The sequence below is a fragment of the Rhodoferax sp. EU05-FHT12H12 genome (assembly GCF_058791215.1).
This window is the reverse complement of the sequence record NZ_JBYTDI010000010.1, coordinates 1-17,621: the sequence shown is the minus strand read 5'-3', so window position 1 is coordinate 17,621 and position 17,621 is coordinate 1. Positions and strand designations below refer to the sequence as shown.

The following is a 17,621-nucleotide window of genomic DNA, read 5'->3' as shown; positions in this document are numbered from 1 at the left end:
AAAGTTCCTGTGGAGCCCGCGCTCAGCGCTGCACCCGAACCAAAGCAGTGTCCATGCCGGACTTGTCCATTTTGTCTTTGGCCTTGTCGGCGTCTTCCTTCTTGTCAAAAGGCCCCACGCGCACCCGAAACACCGGACGACCGGACTGTTCACGTTCGGAAATCTTGGTCTCGATACCGCTCAGCGACAGCTTGGCACGGTGGCTCTCGGCATCTTCGGCCTTCTGGAAGGCGCCCACCTGCACAAAGTACACAAAGGCATCGGCCTCTGCGGGAGCCGCGGTCTTGGCCTTGGCCAGGTCACCCAGCGGATCGGCTGACACGGCGGGCTTGAGCTCAGCCTTGGCCTCTGGTTTGGTGGCCTTGGCATCCGGCTTGGCCTCCGTTTTCACCTCGGCCTTGGCTTTGGCTGCAGATGCAGCGGACGCCGGGGTGGTGGCCGGTGGCACGGCGGGAGCCGGGTTCTTGCCATACAGGATGGCATTGGGGTCCCAGTTTTTGTTCTTCTGGGCTTCGGCCTCGTTCTGGTCGGCGCTGCGGCTCTGGCTTTTGTTGATAAAGGGCACCGGTACCTTGGTGACGTAGACTGCCACGGCCAGCGCAGCACCCAGGCCGACGACCACGCCCACAATGAACCCCACAACGGTTCCGCCACGTTCAAACTTCATGTGCTGCTTTCTCTCTTAATCTCACATTTTTTGCGGGGCACTCACGCCCAGCACGGCCAGGCCATTGTGCAATACGCGGGCGGTAGCGGCCACCAGCGCCAGACGCGCCAGCTTCACCGCCTCGTCATCCACCAGGATGCGCTCGGCGTCGTAATAGCTGTGGTAACTGGCGGCCAGCTCGCGCAGGTAGAACGTCACGTCATGCGGAGCTTCGCCTTCCGCCGCAGCGCTCAGCATCTCGGGGTACTTGGCCAGTAGCAGCATGAGCGCCTGGGCTTGCGGGCTCTCCAGCGCCGACAGGTCCACGGCCTTGAGGCCGACCACATCACCACCCCAGCTGGCCAGCACCGAGCAAATGCGCGCATGGGCGTACTGCACGTAGTAGACCGGGTTGTCGTTGTTCTTGGCCACGGCCAGGTCCACGTCGAAGGTGTACTCGGTGTCGGGCTTGCGGCTCAGCAGGAAGAAACGCACCGCGTCCTTGCTGGTCCATTCAATCAGGTCGCGCAGCGTCACATAGCTGCCCGCGCGCTTGCTGATCTTGACCTCTTCACCGCCGCGCACCACGCGCACCATGGTGTGCAGCACGTAGTCGGGGTAGCCCTGGGGGATGCCCACGTCGGCCGCCTGCAGGCCGGCGCGCACGCGGGCAATGGTGCCGTGGTGGTCGGTGCCCTGGATATTGACGACCTTGGTAAAGCCGCGCTCCCACTTGGCAATGTGGTAGGCCACGTCCGGCACAAAGTAGGTGAAGGTGCCATCCTTTTTGCGCATCACGCGGTCTTTGTCATCCCCATAGTCCGTGCTCTTGAGCCACAGCGCGCCGTCCTGCTCATAGGTCTTGCCGTTGCTCACCAGCTTGTTCACAGCAGCCTCCACGCGACCGCTGGTGTACAGGCTGGACTCCAGGTAGTACTGGTCAAAGTGCAGGTTGAACGCCTGCAGGTCCTTGTCCTGCTCATTGCGCAGGTAGGCCACCGCAAACTGGCGGATGTTGTCGTAGTCGTCCACATCGCCATTGGCCGTGAACTCGCGGTCGTCGGCCTTGATCGACGCCTTGGCCTTGAAGGCCTCGGCAATGTCGGCGATGTAGTCGCCGTTGTAGAAGGCCTTGCTTTCCGGGTTGTCCGGGTCGGTGGGCCAGCAGCTGTCACCGGGCTTGAAGCCCTTGGCACGCAGCTGGGTGCTCTTCGTCAGGGTGTCGATCTGCACCCCCGCGTCGTTGTAATAGAACTCGCGGTGCACCGCGTAGCCCTGGGTACCGAACAGATTGCAAATGGCGTCGCCCAGCGCGGCTTGGCGGCCATGGCCCACGTGCAGGGGCCCGGTGGGGTTGGCCGAGACAAACTCGACCAGCACGCGCTGGCCATTGCGGGGCTGGTAGCCGTACTGCTCGCCCTGGCCCAGCACTTCGCGCACCACTTCTTGTTTGGCAGCGGGCTTGAGGCGGATATTGATGAAGCCGGGCCCGGCAATCTCAATGTCCTGCACCCACTGGGCGTAGACCGGCGTGGCCAACAGGTCGGCGCGCAGGGCTTCGGCCAGCTGGCGCGGGTTCATTTTCAAAGGCTTGGCCAGCTGCATGGCCGCAGTGGTGGCGAAATCGCCATGGGCCGCAACCTTGGGGGATTCAAAAGCGGCCTTGGCGGCCGAGCCGGGCGAGAGTTTTTCCAGGCAAGCGGCCAGCGCTTGCAAAAGATCGTGTTTGACGGTGAGCATGGACCGATTTTACGGGCCCCTCGGGAAAGCCCGGGGGTCAGGCCGTCAACGGCGCTGACATCTTTCCGTTATATGCTTGTAAGTGCTAGGGTTTTTTCTACAACGGCGGCATCGCTGCCATCTTTTGGATAGGACGACTGATGAAACAATTGATCTCCCTCGTGGCTTTGGGTCTGGCACTGGCCGTCGGAGGCGCACACGCCGCTGACGAAAAGGCCCCTACCGCCCAGCAGAACAAGATGAAGACCTGCAACGCCGATGCCAAAACCAAGGACATCAAAGGTGACGAGCGCAAGAAGTTCATGAGCGAATGCCTGAGCGCCAAACCCGCAGCGGCCGCCGCTGACGCCGGCACCAGCCAGCAAAACAAGATGAAGACCTGCAACGCCGACGCCAAGACCAAAGACCTCAAAGGCGACGATCGCAAGAAGTTCATGAGTGAGTGCCTGAGCGCCAAATAAGCGCCGCGCCCTCCGCCAAGCCCGCCACTGTGCGGGCTTTTTCATGCCTACTCGGCCGGCGCCAGGCGCTGACCAAAGGCGTCGGCCGGCTCGGGCCGGGCAAACCAGTACCCCTGCCCCTGCTCGCAACCCAGCGCGCGCAGTGCATCGCGGATGCGCTCCTCCTCAATGCCCTCGGCATGGGAGACCAGGCGCAGGCCCTTGGCCATTTGCACGATGGCGGCCACCATGGCGTGTTGTGGCTCGCTGTCGAGCATGCCTTTGACAAACGATTGGTCAATCTTGAGCTTGTGCACCGCAAAGCGCTGCAGGTAGCCCAAATTGGAGTAACCGGTGCCAAAGTCGTCGATCGCGATCGACACCCCCTGCGCCTTGAGACGCTGCAGTGACACCACAAAACGCTCAGTGTCCTCAATCAGCGTCGATTCGGTGATCTCCAGCTCCAGACAGTGGCCGGGCAAGCCCGACTGGCGCAAAGCCGCTTCCACCACCTGCTCCACATTGCCCCGGCGAAACTGCACCGGCGACAGATTGACCGCCAGCACCAGCGGCGCCCCGGCCCGCTGCCACTGCGCCGCCTGCTGACAGGCCTGCACCAGCACCCACTCGCCGATCTCCACAATCACGCCCGCTTTTTCGGCCGCAGCAATGAAGTGCCCCGGCATCAGCAAGCCCTGCTCCGGGTGTTGCCAGCGGATCAAGGCCTCGGCCCCCACCAGCCGTCCCGTCTGGAGGTCAAACACGGGCTGGTAATGCAGCACAAATTCTTGGCGTGCCAGCGCCACACGCAAGCTGGCGACCAGCTGCAGGTTGTGTTGCAAGTCGGCCTGCATGGCCGCATCAAAAAAGCGAAAGGCATTGCGCCCCGACTCCTTGGCGCGGTACATGGCCACATCGGCCTGGCGCATCAGGGTTTCGTAGTCTCCGCCGTCATCGGGAAACAATGCAATGCCAATGGAGCAGGACGTGGACACCTCGGTGTCCTTGAGCGTGAAGGGCATCTCCATGCGTTGCAACACCTCGGCGGCCACCGCCGCCACGCTGTCAGCATGGCCCGCATCACACAGGCCAATGACAAACTCATCCCCTCCGTGGCGGGCCACGATGTCGGCCTGGCGCAGCGCCTGGTTCAGGCGCTGCGCCACTTGCCGGAGGAAGTCGTCCCCGGCAGCGTGGCCCAGCGAATCATTGATGACCTTGAAGTTGTCCAGATCCACAAACAGCAAGGCCACGCGCAGGTTCTGGCGGTGCGCCAGCGCAAAGGCACGCTCCATCCGCTCACGACCCAGCCCCCGGTTGGCCAAACCGGTCAGGCCGTCATGTTGGGACAGGTAGGTGAGTTGCGCCTGCGACTCGCGGTAGCGCGCGATTTGCAACTGCAGATTCGCCAAGGCCTTCTGCAAGTCGTTCAGGATCAGCCAGATGGCCAAGCCGCTGACCACCAGAATCGTCAACACATCGCGCAACTGCTCGTCCGGCGGGCTCACATAGCCGGTACTGCGCCAGTGCAGCACCTCGGTGGCCAGATTCAGGAACACCAGGTAGACGACCATGCAGCCAAGCAGTGCAAAAAATGCGCGCGCCGTCACCAGCAAGCCGGCCATGATGAGCAAGGCCGGAAAGGACAGCAGCGCCACATCCTTGATGCCCTCGCTGACCCAGGTCAGCGCGCACACCAGCCCGGTCAGGGAAAACAGGAACAGCAGGTTGGCAAAATTGACTCGGCCCAGACGGCTGAGCCACAGGCAGGCCAGCATGAGCGCCATGCCCGGCAACAAAAGCCACACGATGGCCCAGTTGCGCTCCAGCACATACCCCGTCGTGGCCACCAGCAGGCCCGCAAACACCAGCCCCGAGATTTGTCGCAAGCGGCGTGTACGCGCCTGCACGATGGCATCAGGGTCCTGTGCAGCGGGCTCGTTCATGGAAGCGGAACTCCAAGCGTTGGCGTGGATTCATGCTAACGCAAAGCCCGCAAACCGTCACGCCTAAACGCCCAGCAGCACCCCGCAAAACACGGCCAAGCCCACCCAATGGTTGAGGCGAAAAGCCTTGAAGCAGCCCTCGCGTCCGCGGTCGGCAATCAGCGTGCCGTGCCACACCACCTGGGCGCCGGCTACCGCCACCCCCAGCCACCAGGCCCAGGGGCGCGTGAGTGCGGGCAGCACCAGCCAGGACCACAGGGCGAGGTAGACGACATAGAAGCCCAGCACCGCCGGCACATCCCAGCGCCCCAGCGTGATGGCCGAGGTCTTCATGCCGATCTTCAGGTCGTCATCGCGGTCCACCATGGCGTATTCGGTGTCGTAGGCCAGCACCCAGAACAGGTTGCCCACCAGCAGCGCCCAGGCCAGCACGGGCACTTCCCCTTTGACCGCAGCAAAGGCCATGGGAATGCCGAAGCTGAAGGCCACGCCCAGCACCGCCTGCGGCATGGAGACATAACGTTTGGCATAGGGGTAGACCAGGGCCACGGCCAGCGCGGCGAACGACCAGGCGATGGCGGCGGCGTTGGTGGTCAGCACCAGCCCAAACGCGGCCAGCGCCAGCACCGCGCCCACCAGCAATGCCTCGCGCGTTCCGATGCGCCCGCTGGTCACCGGACGCTGGGCCGTGCGCTTGACGTGTTTGTCGAATTCACGGTCGGCCACATCGTTGACACAGCAGCCCGCGCTGCGCATCAGGATGGTGCCCAGCGTGAACACCACGATGAGGTGCCAACCGGGGAAACCACCCACCGCCAGCCACAGCGCACTGAGCGTGGGCCACAGCAGCAGCAGCCAGCCCGCGGGGCGGTTCCAGCGGATCAGGTCCAGGTAAAGCGAAAGCTTTGTGGAGAACAGGGACGGCACAGAATTACTATGAAATTAGGAGCTGCTTGCGCAATATCCACGGGGGCTAGAGGCCTATTTTGCTTAAAAATCAGGACAAACGGGTGACACCGGGCAGTTCGCAGCCGTAGACCGCGTTGCGCAGCGCGGCGATGGCCTCGTAGCGCGTGAAGCTGCGCCGCCACACCAGCACCACGCGGCGTGTGGGCGGGGGCAGGTTCTTGCCGTCCTGCACCGGCAGGTACTTCACAAACGGCTCCTCGCCCTTGCGCTTTTTGGGCTCCATGGCGTCTTTGGGCACGCTCAGGCGCGGCACCAGCGTGATGCCCATGCCCGCGGCCACCATGTGTTTGATGGTCTCCAGCGATGAGCCTTCAAAACTCTTGCGGATGCCCTCGGCGTCGCTGGAGAAACGCGCGAACTCGGGGCACACCTCCAGCACGTGGTCGCGGAAGCAGTGGCCGTTGCCCAAGAGCAGCATGGTTTCCTTCTTCAGCTCTTCGGTGGTCACGCTGTCCTGCTGGGCCAACACGTGGCTGGTCGGCACGGCGGCAAAAAACGGCTCGTCGTAGAGCGGGGCCAGTGCCAGCCCGGTGTCAGGGAAAGGCTCGGCCAGGATGGCGCAGTCGATCTCGCCGGTGCGCAGCATTTCCAGCAGCTTGACGGTGAAGTTCTCCTGCAGCATCAGCGGCATCTGCGGACTGTGGGTGATGACCTGGCGCACCAGGTCGGGCAGCAAATACGGGGCGATGGTGTAGATCACACCCAGCTTGAGGGGCCCGGCCAGCGGGTCCTTGCCGCGCTTGGCAATGTCCTTGATGTTGGCGGCCTGCTCCAGCACGGCCTGCGCCTGGCGCACGATCTCTTCGCCCAGCGGCGTCACCGTCACCTCGTTGGCGCTGCGCTCAAACAGTTTGACGTCCAGCTCTTCTTCCAGCTTCTTCACCGCCACCGACAGCGTGGGCTGCGACACGAAGCAGGCGTCTGCCGCCTTGCCAAAGTGCCGCTCACGCGCCACGGCCACGATGTATTTGAGTTCGGTCAGGGTCATGGCGCTATTGTCCTCTCACCCGGCCCGTGGGTTCCACAATCACCAGCGCAATGCCGCACACCAAGAGGCCAGCCCCCAGCCAGAAGGCCATGTCGGGTGCCTCGGCAAAGACCAGCCAGCCCAAGGTGGGGCTGAACAGCAGCAGCGAGAAGCTGCCCGCCTCCACCGCCGAGGCATCGCCCGCGCGGTAGGCAAAAAAGTAACTCAGGTAGATACCGGCCGCCGCCACGCCCACCACCGGCAACAGCCACCACAAGGCTGGCGGCACGCTGGGCAGGCTGAAGCCGGAGAACACGCCAAAGGTCAGCCAGCAGGCCACCTGGCTCCAGGTCAGCACTGCCACCGGATGTTCCTGGCCCGAATACTTTTTCAGCACCACACCCAGCATGGACTCCATCAAGGCGCCGAACAGCGCCACCAGCGCCGCAGGGTGGAAGGCCTCGGCCCCGGGCTGCAAGATCACCAGCACCCCGCCAAACCCCACCAGCACCCCGCTCCAGCGCAACCAGTGGGGCTGCTCACCCAAAAGCCACACGCCCAGCGGCAGCATGAAGAGTGAGCCCGTCATCAGGTAGGCACTGGCCTCGGCCAGCGGCAGGTGCGACACTGCGTAGGCCGCGCACCAGGCCGAAGTGACGATGAACCCCGCGCGCAGCAGGTGGATGCGCGGCTGGCGCGTGGCGATGATGCGCCCGCGCGTCCACGCCACCACCGGCGCCAGCATGACCAGCACCACCGTGGCCTGCAAAAACAGCACCTGCTTGGGCGGGATACCGGTGGCCATCAGCCGCTTGTTGCAAGCGTCCAGCACAGCCCAACAGGCCATGGCCAGCACCACCAGCAGCACGCCACGCGTATTGCCGGCCAGTGCACGCCAGCGCGTTTGTAAAAGTGACAGCATGCGCACCCAGAGGAAAAAGCGGGCCACTATACCCGCCCTCGGCGGCCCCGCTCAGCCTGGCGAAATCTCGCCGTTGCGCAGCTTGTCGCAGAGGATTTCCAGGCGCTCCCTCCAGGCTCGGCGCACGTCCGAATGCGCCCCTTTGAAGAGGCGAAAGCTCTGCAGTTCGGGTTCCGCTTCGGACCAATAGTCGTCGCGCACCGCCACCTCCAGCTCCCCCGCCAGACTGGCGACCGTGGCCCCCAGCAAGGTGGTGTGGATGGTGCGCCGGTCGGCATGCAAAGTGATGCGCCCGCGTGGGTCCAGGTCGATGAACCAGTCGATCTTGCCGTCCTCGGTGTACCCCACATCGCTGGTGCCGCTGAACCCTGCGGCCTTGCGCCAAAGGGCAATCTGGGCGGCCGGCTCCAGATCCGGTTGCGGCGGTTGCTCTTCGGCTTTTTGTGCGCGTGCAAGGGCGCGTGCCTGGGCGGCGGCTTCGGCTTCCGCGCGCTGCTGGCGCAGCTGCATTTGCAAGCCGAGGTTGTGGTCCAGCTTCTCCACCCACACCCGGATCTGCCCCGCGAACTGCTGGAAATTGGCGGCCACAGGTTCGGGAACGCCCTCCAGGCGCAGCACATGGCGCTCACCACCGGTCTTTTCTGCCGCGGCAAAGGCGGTCTCGTCCGAAGCGCGAAACACCACACTGCAAAGCCCCTTGGGCAGCGCAGGCTGCCCCGGCTCGGGAGGGGCCGCCCGTGTGACTTCAATGTGCAGCCCCGGCGCAGGCAGGGCGGCCGTCAGCGGCCCCCGCTGCTCTTGCCCGGCCCCGCCCGCCAGGGGCTCGCGGGTGTAATGTCCCAGGCGGGTTTTCACCTGCACCTGCTGTGCTGCCCGCTGTACCTCCACGCTCCAGCCATTGGCCTCAAAACGCAGGCCGCCGGGAATCGGGCCCGAGCGGGTCTTGAGCAGGCGGGCCTGCTGCTCCACATAGGCATAAAAACCCAGGACCGCAATCGCCACCGGCGTCAACAGGCCGGCAATCCACCACCAATGGTCATTCATGGGGCGCGTTCAGGACGTGTGGCAGCGGCGGCTGCGCAAGGAAAATAGGGGGAACCCACATGGCGACGCTTTCTTCACAAGCTTTGTTTGCTATAAATTCAGGAGCTATTCGCGCACAAGGGACGGGCGCAAAACCCCATTTTGACCTCAAACTCCGAGCTTGCGGGCTGGTCCACCCCAGGAACACCCCGTGCCATGCTCAGGCTTTGAGGAATTCGGCCTTGCCGCCCAGCCAGCGCGCCACATGTTTGTGGGCCAGGTGCGGGTGGCGGTCCAGCAGCATGGGGGCTTCGGCCCGGGCCCACTCCAGCAGCGCCGTGTCGGTGGCCAGATCGGCAAAACGCAGCATGGCCTCGCCGCTCTGGCGGGCGCCCAGAAACTCCCCCGGCCCCCGAATCTCCAGGTCGCGCCGGGCGATCTCGAAGCCGTCATTCGTTTCCACCATGGCCTTGAGCCGCTCACGCGCGGCCTCGCCCAGGCGCGGGGCATCGCCCGTGGAGTACAGCAACACGCAGGCCGAAGCTGCGGCACCCCGCCCGACCCGGCCGCGCAACTGGTGCAACTGGCTCAGGCCAAAACGCTCGGCATGTTCAATCACCATGAGCGAGGCATTGGGCACATCCACCCCCACCTCGATCACCGTGGTGCTGACCAGCACCGACATCAGCCCGGCGGTGAAGGCGCCCATGACGGCTTTTTTGTCATCCGCATGCATGCGCGAGTGCAGCAGGCCAATCAGCACCGGCAGGCCCTCGGCAGGGTGTTGCTCCCGCGCTCCACCGCTGCGCGGGTCGCTGCCCCCCGAGGCCCGTTGCACACCCTGCAGCGCCTCGGCCAGGTCGGCATGGGTTTGGGTGGCGTTGCTCAGGTCCAGCGCCTCGCTTTCCTCAATCAGCGGGCACACCCAGTACACCTGCCGGCCCTCGGCGATCTGGCCGCGGATGCGCTCGATCACTTCGTCGCGCCGGTGCTCATTCACCACCTTGGTGACGATGGGCGTGCGGCCCGGCGGCAATTCGTCCAGGGTGGACACGTCCAGGTCGGCGTAGTAGCTCATGGCCAAGGTGCGCGGAATCGGCGTCGCCGTCATCATGAGCAGATGGGGCTCCGCCCCCTTCTCCAGGTCGCCCTCGATCGCGGTCATCTTCTTGCGCAGCGCCAGGCGTTGGGCCACGCCGAAGCGGTGTTGCTCATCGATGATGGCCAGCGCCAGGTTCTTGAACTTGACCTTGTCCTGGATGATGGCGTGTGTGCCCACCACGAGCTGCGCCTCGCCGCTCTCGATCAGCGCCAGCATGGCGCGGCGCTCCTTGGTTTTTTGTGTGCCGGTGAGCCAGGCCGTGGTGATGCCCAGCGGCTCCAGCCACCCCAGCAGCTTGCGAAAGTGCTGCTCGGCCAAGATCTCGGTGGGGGCCATCAGCGCGCACTGCCACCCGGCATCCATGCAGATGGCCGCGGCCAACGCGGCCACCACCGTCTTGCCGGCGCCCACATCGCCCTGCAGCAAGCGGTGCATGGGAATGTGGCGCGCCATGTCCTTGGCTATTTCGGTACCCACCCGTTGCTGGGCGTTCGTCAAGCCAAACGGCAGGGCCGCCAGCAGGCGTGCGTGCAAGGTGCCCCCCTCCACCGCCTGGAGCTGCGGCGCCCGCAGCGCAGCCCGCTCGCGCCGGCTTTGCAGCTGGCTGATCTGCTGGGCCAGCAGTTCCTCGGCCTTGAGGCGCTGCCAGGCCGGGTGGCTGTGGTCCATCAGCGTGTCCAGCGACACATCGGGCGTGGGGTGGTGCAAAAACTGTAGCGCGTCGCGCAGTGTCCACAAGGGCTGGTGGCCAATTCCATGCCGGAGCACCTCGAGATCACCGGGGGCAAAGGTGTCGCTCAGGTCGGCCCGCGCCAGCCCCGAGAGCACCGCCTTGCGCAGGTAGGGCTGGGGCAGGCCGGCCACTGTGGGGTAGATGGGGGTGAGCGCCGTGGGCAGGCTGCCACCGGCGGCGCGAAACGTGGGGTGCAGCATGGTGCGGCCCAAGAAGCCGCCCTTGACCTCGCCGCGCACCCGGATGCGGTTGCCCACGGCCAGCGCCTTTTGCTGCGAGCCGTAGAAGCTGAAGAAGCGCAGCGTGCAGGTGTCCGAGCCGTCGTCCACCGTGACGATGAGCTGGCGGCGCGGGCGAAACGTGACCTCCTGGTGGGTGACGACCGCCTCGATCTGCGCCTGCTGGCCCTCGCGCACCTCGGCCAGTGGGACGATGCGGGTCTCGTCCTCGTAGCGCAGCGGCAAGTGCAGCGCCAGGTCGATGTCGCGTTTGAGGCCCAGTTTCTCCAGCGCTTTTTGCGCGGGGGATTTGGTGTCCCCTGCGCCGCCCGCCGCGCCTTCCTGGGCGGCGTCTTCGGTGCGGCGGGCGGGTTTCTTGGGCATGGGACAATTCTGCCCTGTCTCTCCGCCCTTTTTTCAACCTTGGAACGGGCCTGTCCGGCCCTCAAGCAGCATGCACGCCTTCTTCCCCGGCACCGACCGTGCCTTCGCCCTGAGCGACTTTGATTTCGAACTCCCAGACGCCCTGATTGCGCAGCACCCGACCCCCGAACGCTCGGGCTCCCGCCTGCTCGATGGCACCGGCGCCACCCCGGTGGACCGCAGCTTCAAAGACCTGCCCAGCCTGCTGCGCGCCGGGGACTTGATGGTCTTCAACGACACCAAGGTCATCAACGCGCGCCTGTTTGGCGAAAAGGCCACCGGTGGCAAGGTGGAGCTGCTGATTGAGCGCGTGCTGGGCGGCAACCAGGTGGCGGCCCACATGCGGGTGAGTAAAAAACCCGAGGTGGGCGCCACGATCAAGATGACGTGCGCACCCGGCCAGGAAGACGGCCTCTGCGCCACCCTGCTGGGCCGCTGGCCGAATGTGGATGGCCCCATCTACCGCTTTGTGCTGAGCAACGACCGTGGCGACGACCCGTACACGCTGATGGAACGCCACGGCCACGTGCCGCTGCCCCCCTACATCACGCACAGCGACTCCCCCGAAGACGTGCAGCGCTACCAGACCGTGTTTGCCAAACACCCTGGCGCCGTGGCAGCGCCCACTGCGGCGCTGCACTTTGACGAAGCGCTGTTTGCGCAACTCGACGCCATGGGTGTGCAGCGCGCGCATGTGACGCTGCATGTGGGTGCGGGCACTTTCCAGCCCGTCAAAACCGAAAACCTGGCCGAACACCAGATGCACAGCGAGTGGTACAACGTGCCGCCCGAAACCCAGGCGGCCATTGCCGCTTGCCAGGCGCGCGGTGGCCGCGTGGTGGCCGTGGGCACCACCAGTGTGCGCACGCTGGAGAGCTGGGCCCAATCCGGCGTCGCTAGCGGCGACACCAACATCTTCATCACGCCGGGCTTTGCGTTCAAGTTGGTGGACGTGCTGGTGACCAACTTCCACCTGCCCAAGAGCAGCCTGATGATGCTGGTAAGCGCCTTCACGGGCTACGACCATGTGATGGGCCTCTACCGCGAGGCCATCGCCCGCGGCTACCGCTTCTTCAGCTATGGCGATGCCATGCTGCTGAGTAGACGCTAGGCCCCCACGCTCCACCGCTGCGCGGGTCGCTGCCCCCCAAGGGGGCTAATTTTGCTTGGGGCGGCCCGGCGCAAAATTTCCCAAGCTGATCAGCGCAGGCCCGGCAGGCTGCCAAGGCGCAAGAATTGCGTCTCGCCGTTGGAGCCGTCTACGCCGTCGTTGTCGGTGATCGCAAAGGCCTGGCCGGCGCGGTCCACTGCGAAGCTCTCCACCTTGTCCAGCACATAGCCGCGGGGCTGTTGCAGGTCGGGCACCAGGTTGCGCAGCAGGCGCTTGGTGACTACCGGCACGTTGGCGTCGCCCGGTGCCGCTGCAGCCAGGCCCGCCACCGAGAAGGTGTGCAGGGTCTTGAGAGACTGGTCGCCAAACTGGTTGTCGCGTTCGACCACCACAAAGGTATCGGGCCCCACGGCAGTGATTTCAGACAGCCCCACCCAGCCACCTTCGGCCTTGGTGGTCTCCAGCGGGTAGTGCAGCACGCCCCAGGTTTTGGTGGCCGGGGTGTAGCGCAAGATCTTGGTGACCCCCTTGGGATCATCCTTCCACGCGCGCTGCACGGCCAGCCACACCACTTCCTGGTCGCCGGTGCCGGTGGTGGTCACCCCTTCGAACCCAAAACGGGTCGCATGCCGCGCCAGCGCTTCGGGCAGCGCAATCTCCTCTTGCACTTCGGCCTTGGCATTCAGGCGCAGCAGCAGGTTGCGCAGGGGCGCAGGTTTCTTGTCGGGGTCGCCCTCCGAGGCCAGCCAGAAGCCGCCATCGGCCCGCTGGGCAATGCCCTCACCGTCGTAGCCCACGGGCTTGCCATCTTTGGTGACGGTCATGGCGTTGGAGATCAACGCCGGAGTGAAGTTGGTGTCAATCTGCAGGATGCGGGTGGTGGCGTACACGCTGTCGGTCACGGCAAACAGACGCCCGGCCTGCGTGCGGTCGGCGGTGGTGCCCGAGATGGCGCCCCAGGGAATGGGCGGGCCGGCGGGCGAGTCGCTGGACATCAAGGTGGGATACGCAGGCACCGCAGCGCCGCGCTGGTAAATCATCACGCTGGCGCGGGCAGCACCATCGTTTTCGCTGGCCACCACCAGCAGGCCGCGCCGGGGAATGGCGACCAGGCCCTCGGGGCCACTGCCGGCGGGCAGGGCCTGCAGGTACTCGGGCGCTTTGCCAGCGCCCCGGTCGCGCCAGACAGTCACCAGCGAGGAGCGTTCGGAGCCGACAAAAATCAGGGTGTCTTTGCCAAACACCCCCACCTCCACCCCTTCGGGCTCGTTGCCTTTGGCGGCCGAGCGGCCTTCGGGGTAGTGGCCCAGGCGCATGGCCTCGTGGTCCAGAAAGTTGCCGCTGTCCCACTCCACTTTGCCATCGGTGTTGAAGATGGAGATGCTGCGTGAGCCGCCCTTGTAGTCGCCCTCATTGGCGGTCACAAAGCGGGTGTTGTCCAGCCAGGCCACGGCATCGGGCTCGCGCAGCAGGCCTTTGGCGGATTCGCTGGGGTTGATGGTGCCGTCGCGGGTGCGGTCTATGTCTTTCAGGTCCACGGTGCCCGCAGAGAAGTGCTTGATGACCTGGCGCTTGGCCACGTCCACCAGCACGATGTGGTTGTTCTCCTGCAGGGTCACCACGGCAATGCCTTGGGCGTTGACCTTGACCAGCTCGGGCTCGGCATCGTCCGGGGCAATGTCGGCCAGGCCATTCAGGGCCACGGGGTGGGAGCGGGTGCAATCGGGCAGGCCGGCCGCGCTCAAGGGCACGATGGTCAGGTTGCCACCAGGCAGCTGGGGGATGGCACCTTTGTTGAACTTCTCGTCCCGCTCGTTTTCCATCACGATGACGGCGTGGCGCGCGCCTGGGTCCAGGGCGATGGAGTCCGGCTGGCCAAACAGCGGGCAGGTGCCCAGTGCCTTGCGGCTGGCCAGGTCAAACACCGCGAGGTGCCCGGTGGGCTGCGCAAAGTCTTTGGTGGAGTTGACCGCGGCCAGTACCTTGCCATGGGCGATAGTCACCGAGGTGGGCTCACCCTCCACCGGCAAGAACCCGGCGGGTTGAGGCTGGGCCGGGTTGCGGATGTCGATCAGGCCAATGCCCATTTGCTCGCCATCGGTGTAGGCCAGTGTCATGCCGTCGGCACTGACCGCCACGATTTCGGCCACCGACTTTTTGCTCACCGCACGACCGGTGGGCACATTGCGGTGGGCCTCAAAGGTGGCCACGCGGTTGAAATAGGGGCCCGCGGCAGGCGTTTGGGCGGCCACGCCCGCGCAGGCCAGCAGGGCCAAGGCGGACACGAGGGGAGATAAAGACGGCATGGGAACTCGCATTCAAGGAACAGCAGGGGGGGTCAGGCAGGGCAGCGGCAGTGCGCGCCAGCGGCGACGGTAGCGCCCGGCCATGACAGCGCTGTGACACCGCCAGCGCCCGTGCGTGCGGCCCCCATGCCAGGTGCGGCTGGGTTTCTACTGAGGATTTCGGGACCGGCACGCGGTGTTTTTCCGCTAAGGTGGGGACATGGCGGATATCCAAGACCTTATGCACCAGGCGCCGCCCAGTTTGGCGCAGTACCGCCGCCAACGTGCCGCAGCCGACCTGTACCAGCGCGCGCTGCCGGGCAGCATTTTTTACGGTATTGCAATGGCCATCACCGCCTGGGTGGGCGGCTATTTCCCAGCGTACGGCGGCTATATGGCCGCGGCATTTGCCCTGTATGGTGTGCTCTGGTACCTGCGCTGGGTCCACACGCCACCACAAGACAGCAGCGACGTACAGGCCTCCAACACCTGGTGGTGGCGCCACTGGGCCCTGGTCAATGTGGGCTGTGTGCTTTGGTGCCTGTTCTTCCTGGCCGTGGGCCACCTGGAGCAGGGCCTGAGCACGGCCTTTCTGGTGGCTGCAATGTCCACCATCGCCTTCAGCTCAGCAGGGTGTGAAACCTACTCGCTACACCGGCGCCAGGCGCTGTGGGTGGTGGTGCTTTTGCAAGTGCCGGCGCTGCTGTACTTTGCAGTGGCGGTGCCCGCCTTGTGGCCGGTGTGTGCGGTGCTGGCCGTGAACTTCGTCTACCAGCTCACCCACATCCGGCGCCGCGCGACCGAATACGACACCCAAATGGCCATCGAACATGCCCTGCTCACCAGCCGCACCGAGGTGGAACGCCTTTCGCGGCTGGACGCTCTGACCGGCCTGGCCAACCGGCGCGAGTACGACAACACCTTTCGCACGCACTGGCGGCTGGCAGCACGCCAGCAAGGGAAGCTGGCGCTGATGGTGATGGACCTGGACCACTTCAAACGCATCAACGACACCTATGGTCACCTGGCCGGCGACGCCTGCCTGCAGCAAGCCGCACGGCTGATGGGCGGCTTGTTCAAACGCTCCAGTGACATGGTGGCCCGTATCGGCGGCGAAGAGTTTGCCGTGCTGCTGCCGGACACCAGCGCCGAAGAAGCCATGCAACTGGCGCAAACCCTGTGCCGGACCCTGGCCGAGACGCCAGTGCAGTGGGACGAACACCGGATTCCGGTGACGGCCAGCATTGGTGTGGACTGCATGCGCTGGGACCTGGACCTGACGCCGCAAGCCAGCTTCAGTCGCATCGATTCAGCCTGCTACACCGCCAAAGCCAGGGGCCGCAATCGGGTGGTGCAGGCCTGAGGCGCTCTGACGGGCCATCACGGACAATAGGGCCATGCTGAAATTTGAACTTTTGAACAACGACCCCGCCAGCGCCGACGGCAGCTACCTGGGCTCGCACGCCCGTCGCGGCCGTCTCACGTTGAACCACGGCGTGGTCGAAACCCCCATCTTCATGCCCGTGGGCACCTATGGCACCGTCAAGGGCGTGATGCCGCAAAGCCTGAAAGACATGAACGCCCAGATCATCCTGGGCAACACCTTCCACCTGTGGATGCGCCCGGGTCTGGATGTGGTCGAAAAATTTGGCGGCCTGCACCAGTTTGAAAAATGGGACAAACCCATCCTCACCGACTCGGGTGGTTTCCAGGTCTGGTCTTTGGGCGAGATGCGCAAGATCAGCGAGGAAGGCGTGAAGTTCGCCTCGCCTGTCAACGGTGACAAGCTGTTCCTCACGCCGGAGATCAGCATGCAGATCCAGACCACGCTGAACTCCGACATCGTGATGCAGTTTGACGAGTGCACCCCCTACCTGTCGGTGGAGCCCAAGACCAAAGGCCAGATCACCACCGAGCGCGAAGCGCGCAGCTCCATGGAGCTGAGCCTGCGCTGGGCCAAACGTTGCCAGGACGAGTTTGCGCGCCTGAACAACCCCAACGCCCTCTTCGGCATCGTGCAAGGCGGCATGTTCGAGCACCTGCGCGACGAATCGCTGGCCGGGCTGGAGGCACTGGACTTTCCCGGCATCGCCGTGGGCGGCCTGTCGGTCGGCGAGCCCAAGGAAGACATGATGCGGGTGCTCAAGCACATCGGCCCCAAGCTGCCCAAGCACAAGCCGCATTACCTGATGGGCGTGGGCACGCCGGAAGACCTGATTGCCGGCGTGCAAAACGGCATCGACATGTTCGACTGCGTGATGCCCACGCGCAACGCGCGCAACGGCACGCTGTTCAGCCGCTACGGCGATCTGAAGATCCGCAATGCGCGCCACAAGAGCGACGAGCAACCGCTGGACGTGACCTGCACCTGCTACGCCTGCGCCGGCACCGGCGGCGTTGCTTGGGCCGACGGCGGACGCGATGGCTTTAGCCGCGCCTACCTGCACCACCTGGACCGCTGCGGCGAGATGCTGGGCCCCATGCTGGCCAGCGTGCACAACCTGCACTACTACCTGAACCTGATGCAGGAAATCCGCGACGCGCTGGATGCCGGCCGCTTTGGCGCCTTCATCCAGCAGTTCCACACCGACCGGGCACGCGGCGTCTAGGCCCACCCTGCCAGCGCCAACACAACGGGGCCTTCAGGCCCCGTTGTTTTTTGCTATTTAATTTATAGCTGCTCGCGCAATATCCACGGGCGCAAAAGCACTATTTGGCTTAAAAAGTTTCCCAATCGTCGTCTCCTCCGGCTGGGGTGACTTTGGTGTTGGTCTTGGGCGCTGCCACCGCCAATACGGCTGGGCCCCCCACGGGCTTGGGCGCAGGCTTGGACGCGGCGATCACCGGTTTGGCCGCGGGGCGCGCTGGCGCCGGCTTGAGGGCCACAGCAGATGGGCTCTCGGGTTTGCCGGCCTGTGGTTTCGGTGCGTGGCTGGTCCCGTGGTCTGCCGCCGACAGCTTGAACACCGCCACCACCTGCACCAGGTCGCTGGCCTGGCTCTTCAGGCTGCTGGCGGCTGCTGCCATCTCTTCCACCAATGCCGCGTTCTGCTGTGTGGCCTGGTCCATCTGTGTCACCGCTTCACCCACTTGCGC

13 protein-coding genes and 1 pseudogene are annotated in these 17,621 nt (G+C 65.0%); 4 read left to right on the top strand and 10 right to left on the bottom strand.

Annotated elements, in window-relative coordinates; all coding sequences use genetic code 11:
• Nucleotides 1-22: 22 nt before the first annotated feature.
• Together AC3WS7_RS18130 and argS are read right to left on the bottom strand one after the other, a co-directional pair.
• Nucleotides 23-667, bottom strand: a complete 645-nt coding sequence (locus AC3WS7_RS18130) for an SPOR domain-containing protein (protein ID WP_296468684.1) — start codon at nucleotides 665-667, stop codon at nucleotides 23-25.
• Nucleotides 668-688: 21 nt separating this feature from the next.
• Nucleotides 689-2,386: an arginine--tRNA ligase gene (gene argS / locus AC3WS7_RS18125; protein ID WP_296468686.1), complete on the bottom strand. Its 1,698-nt coding sequence runs from the start codon at nucleotides 2,384-2,386 to the stop codon at nucleotides 689-691.
• A gap of 140 nt (nucleotides 2,387-2,526) precedes the next feature.
• Between argS and AC3WS7_RS18120 the strand changes: the two genes are divergently transcribed.
• Entirely contained in the window at nucleotides 2,527-2,847 is a 321-nt protein-coding gene (locus tag AC3WS7_RS18120; RefSeq protein ID WP_296468688.1) for a PsiF family protein, read from the top strand.
• 47 nt (nucleotides 2,848-2,894) lie between these two features.
• Here the strand turns inward: AC3WS7_RS18120 and AC3WS7_RS18115 are convergent, their stop codons facing one another.
• The 6 genes from AC3WS7_RS18115 to recG form a co-directional block, all read right to left on the bottom strand.
• Entirely contained in the window at nucleotides 2,895-4,772 is a 1,878-nt protein-coding gene (locus tag AC3WS7_RS18115; protein WP_296468690.1) for a putative bifunctional diguanylate cyclase/phosphodiesterase, read from the bottom strand.
• A gap of 63 nt (nucleotides 4,773-4,835) precedes the next feature.
• On the bottom strand, nucleotides 4,836-5,690 hold the full coding sequence (gene ubiA, locus AC3WS7_RS18110) for a 4-hydroxybenzoate octaprenyltransferase (protein ID WP_492657351.1): 855 nt from the start codon (nucleotides 5,688-5,690) through the stop codon (nucleotides 4,836-4,838).
• Between the two features lie 79 nt (nucleotides 5,691-5,769).
• On the bottom strand, nucleotides 5,770-6,729 hold the full coding sequence (locus AC3WS7_RS18105; RefSeq protein ID WP_296468692.1) for a LysR substrate-binding domain-containing protein: 960 nt from the start codon (nucleotides 6,727-6,729) through the stop codon (nucleotides 5,770-5,772).
• Between the two features lie 4 nt (nucleotides 6,730-6,733).
• Nucleotides 6,734-7,630: a DMT family transporter gene (locus tag AC3WS7_RS18100; RefSeq protein WP_492657323.1), complete on the bottom strand. Its 897-nt coding sequence runs from the start codon at nucleotides 7,628-7,630 to the stop codon at nucleotides 6,734-6,736.
• A gap of 51 nt (nucleotides 7,631-7,681) precedes the next feature.
• On the bottom strand, nucleotides 7,682-8,674 hold the full coding sequence (locus tag AC3WS7_RS18095; protein ID WP_492657322.1) for a hypothetical protein: 993 nt from the start codon (nucleotides 8,672-8,674) through the stop codon (nucleotides 7,682-7,684).
• A gap of 199 nt (nucleotides 8,675-8,873) precedes the next feature.
• A complete protein-coding gene (gene recG / locus AC3WS7_RS18090; RefSeq protein WP_296468697.1) occupies nucleotides 8,874-11,090 on the bottom strand; it encodes an ATP-dependent DNA helicase RecG in 2,217 nt (738 codons plus the stop codon).
• 70 nt (nucleotides 11,091-11,160) lie between these two features.
• On the opposite strand from recG, the gene queA reads away from it, so the two are divergent.
• The gene (gene queA / locus AC3WS7_RS18085; RefSeq protein WP_492657321.1) at nucleotides 11,161-12,240 is read left to right on the top strand and encodes a tRNA preQ1(34) S-adenosylmethionine ribosyltransferase-isomerase QueA; all 1,080 of its coding nucleotides are present in this window, start codon (nucleotides 11,161-11,163) and stop codon (nucleotides 12,238-12,240) included.
• Between the two features lie 89 nt (nucleotides 12,241-12,329).
• On the opposite strand, the gene AC3WS7_RS18080 is transcribed toward queA, so the two are convergent.
• Nucleotides 12,330-14,546 (bottom strand): esterase-like activity of phytase family protein, encoded by a 2,217-nt coding sequence (locus AC3WS7_RS18080; RefSeq protein WP_492657320.1) that lies wholly within the window; start codon nucleotides 14,544-14,546, stop codon nucleotides 12,330-12,332.
• A 199-nt stretch (nucleotides 14,547-14,745) separates the two neighbouring features.
• On the opposite strand from AC3WS7_RS18080, the gene AC3WS7_RS18075 reads away from it, so the two are divergent.
• Both AC3WS7_RS18075 and tgt read left to right on the top strand, forming a co-directional pair.
• The gene (locus AC3WS7_RS18075; protein ID WP_492657319.1) at nucleotides 14,746-15,888 is read left to right on the top strand and encodes a GGDEF domain-containing protein; all 1,143 of its coding nucleotides are present in this window, start codon (nucleotides 14,746-14,748) and stop codon (nucleotides 15,886-15,888) included.
• Between the two features lie 34 nt (nucleotides 15,889-15,922).
• Complete coding sequence (gene tgt, locus AC3WS7_RS18070; protein WP_296468705.1) at nucleotides 15,923-17,134, top strand: tRNA guanosine(34) transglycosylase Tgt; 1,212 nt, start codon at nucleotides 15,923-15,925, stop codon at nucleotides 17,132-17,134.
• Nucleotides 17,135-17,243: 109 nt separating this feature from the next.
• On the opposite strand, the pseudogene AC3WS7_RS18065 reads toward tgt, so the two are convergent.
• Nucleotides 17,244-17,621 (bottom strand): annotated as a pseudogene (locus tag AC3WS7_RS18065) (methyl-accepting chemotaxis protein); the annotation flags it as partial.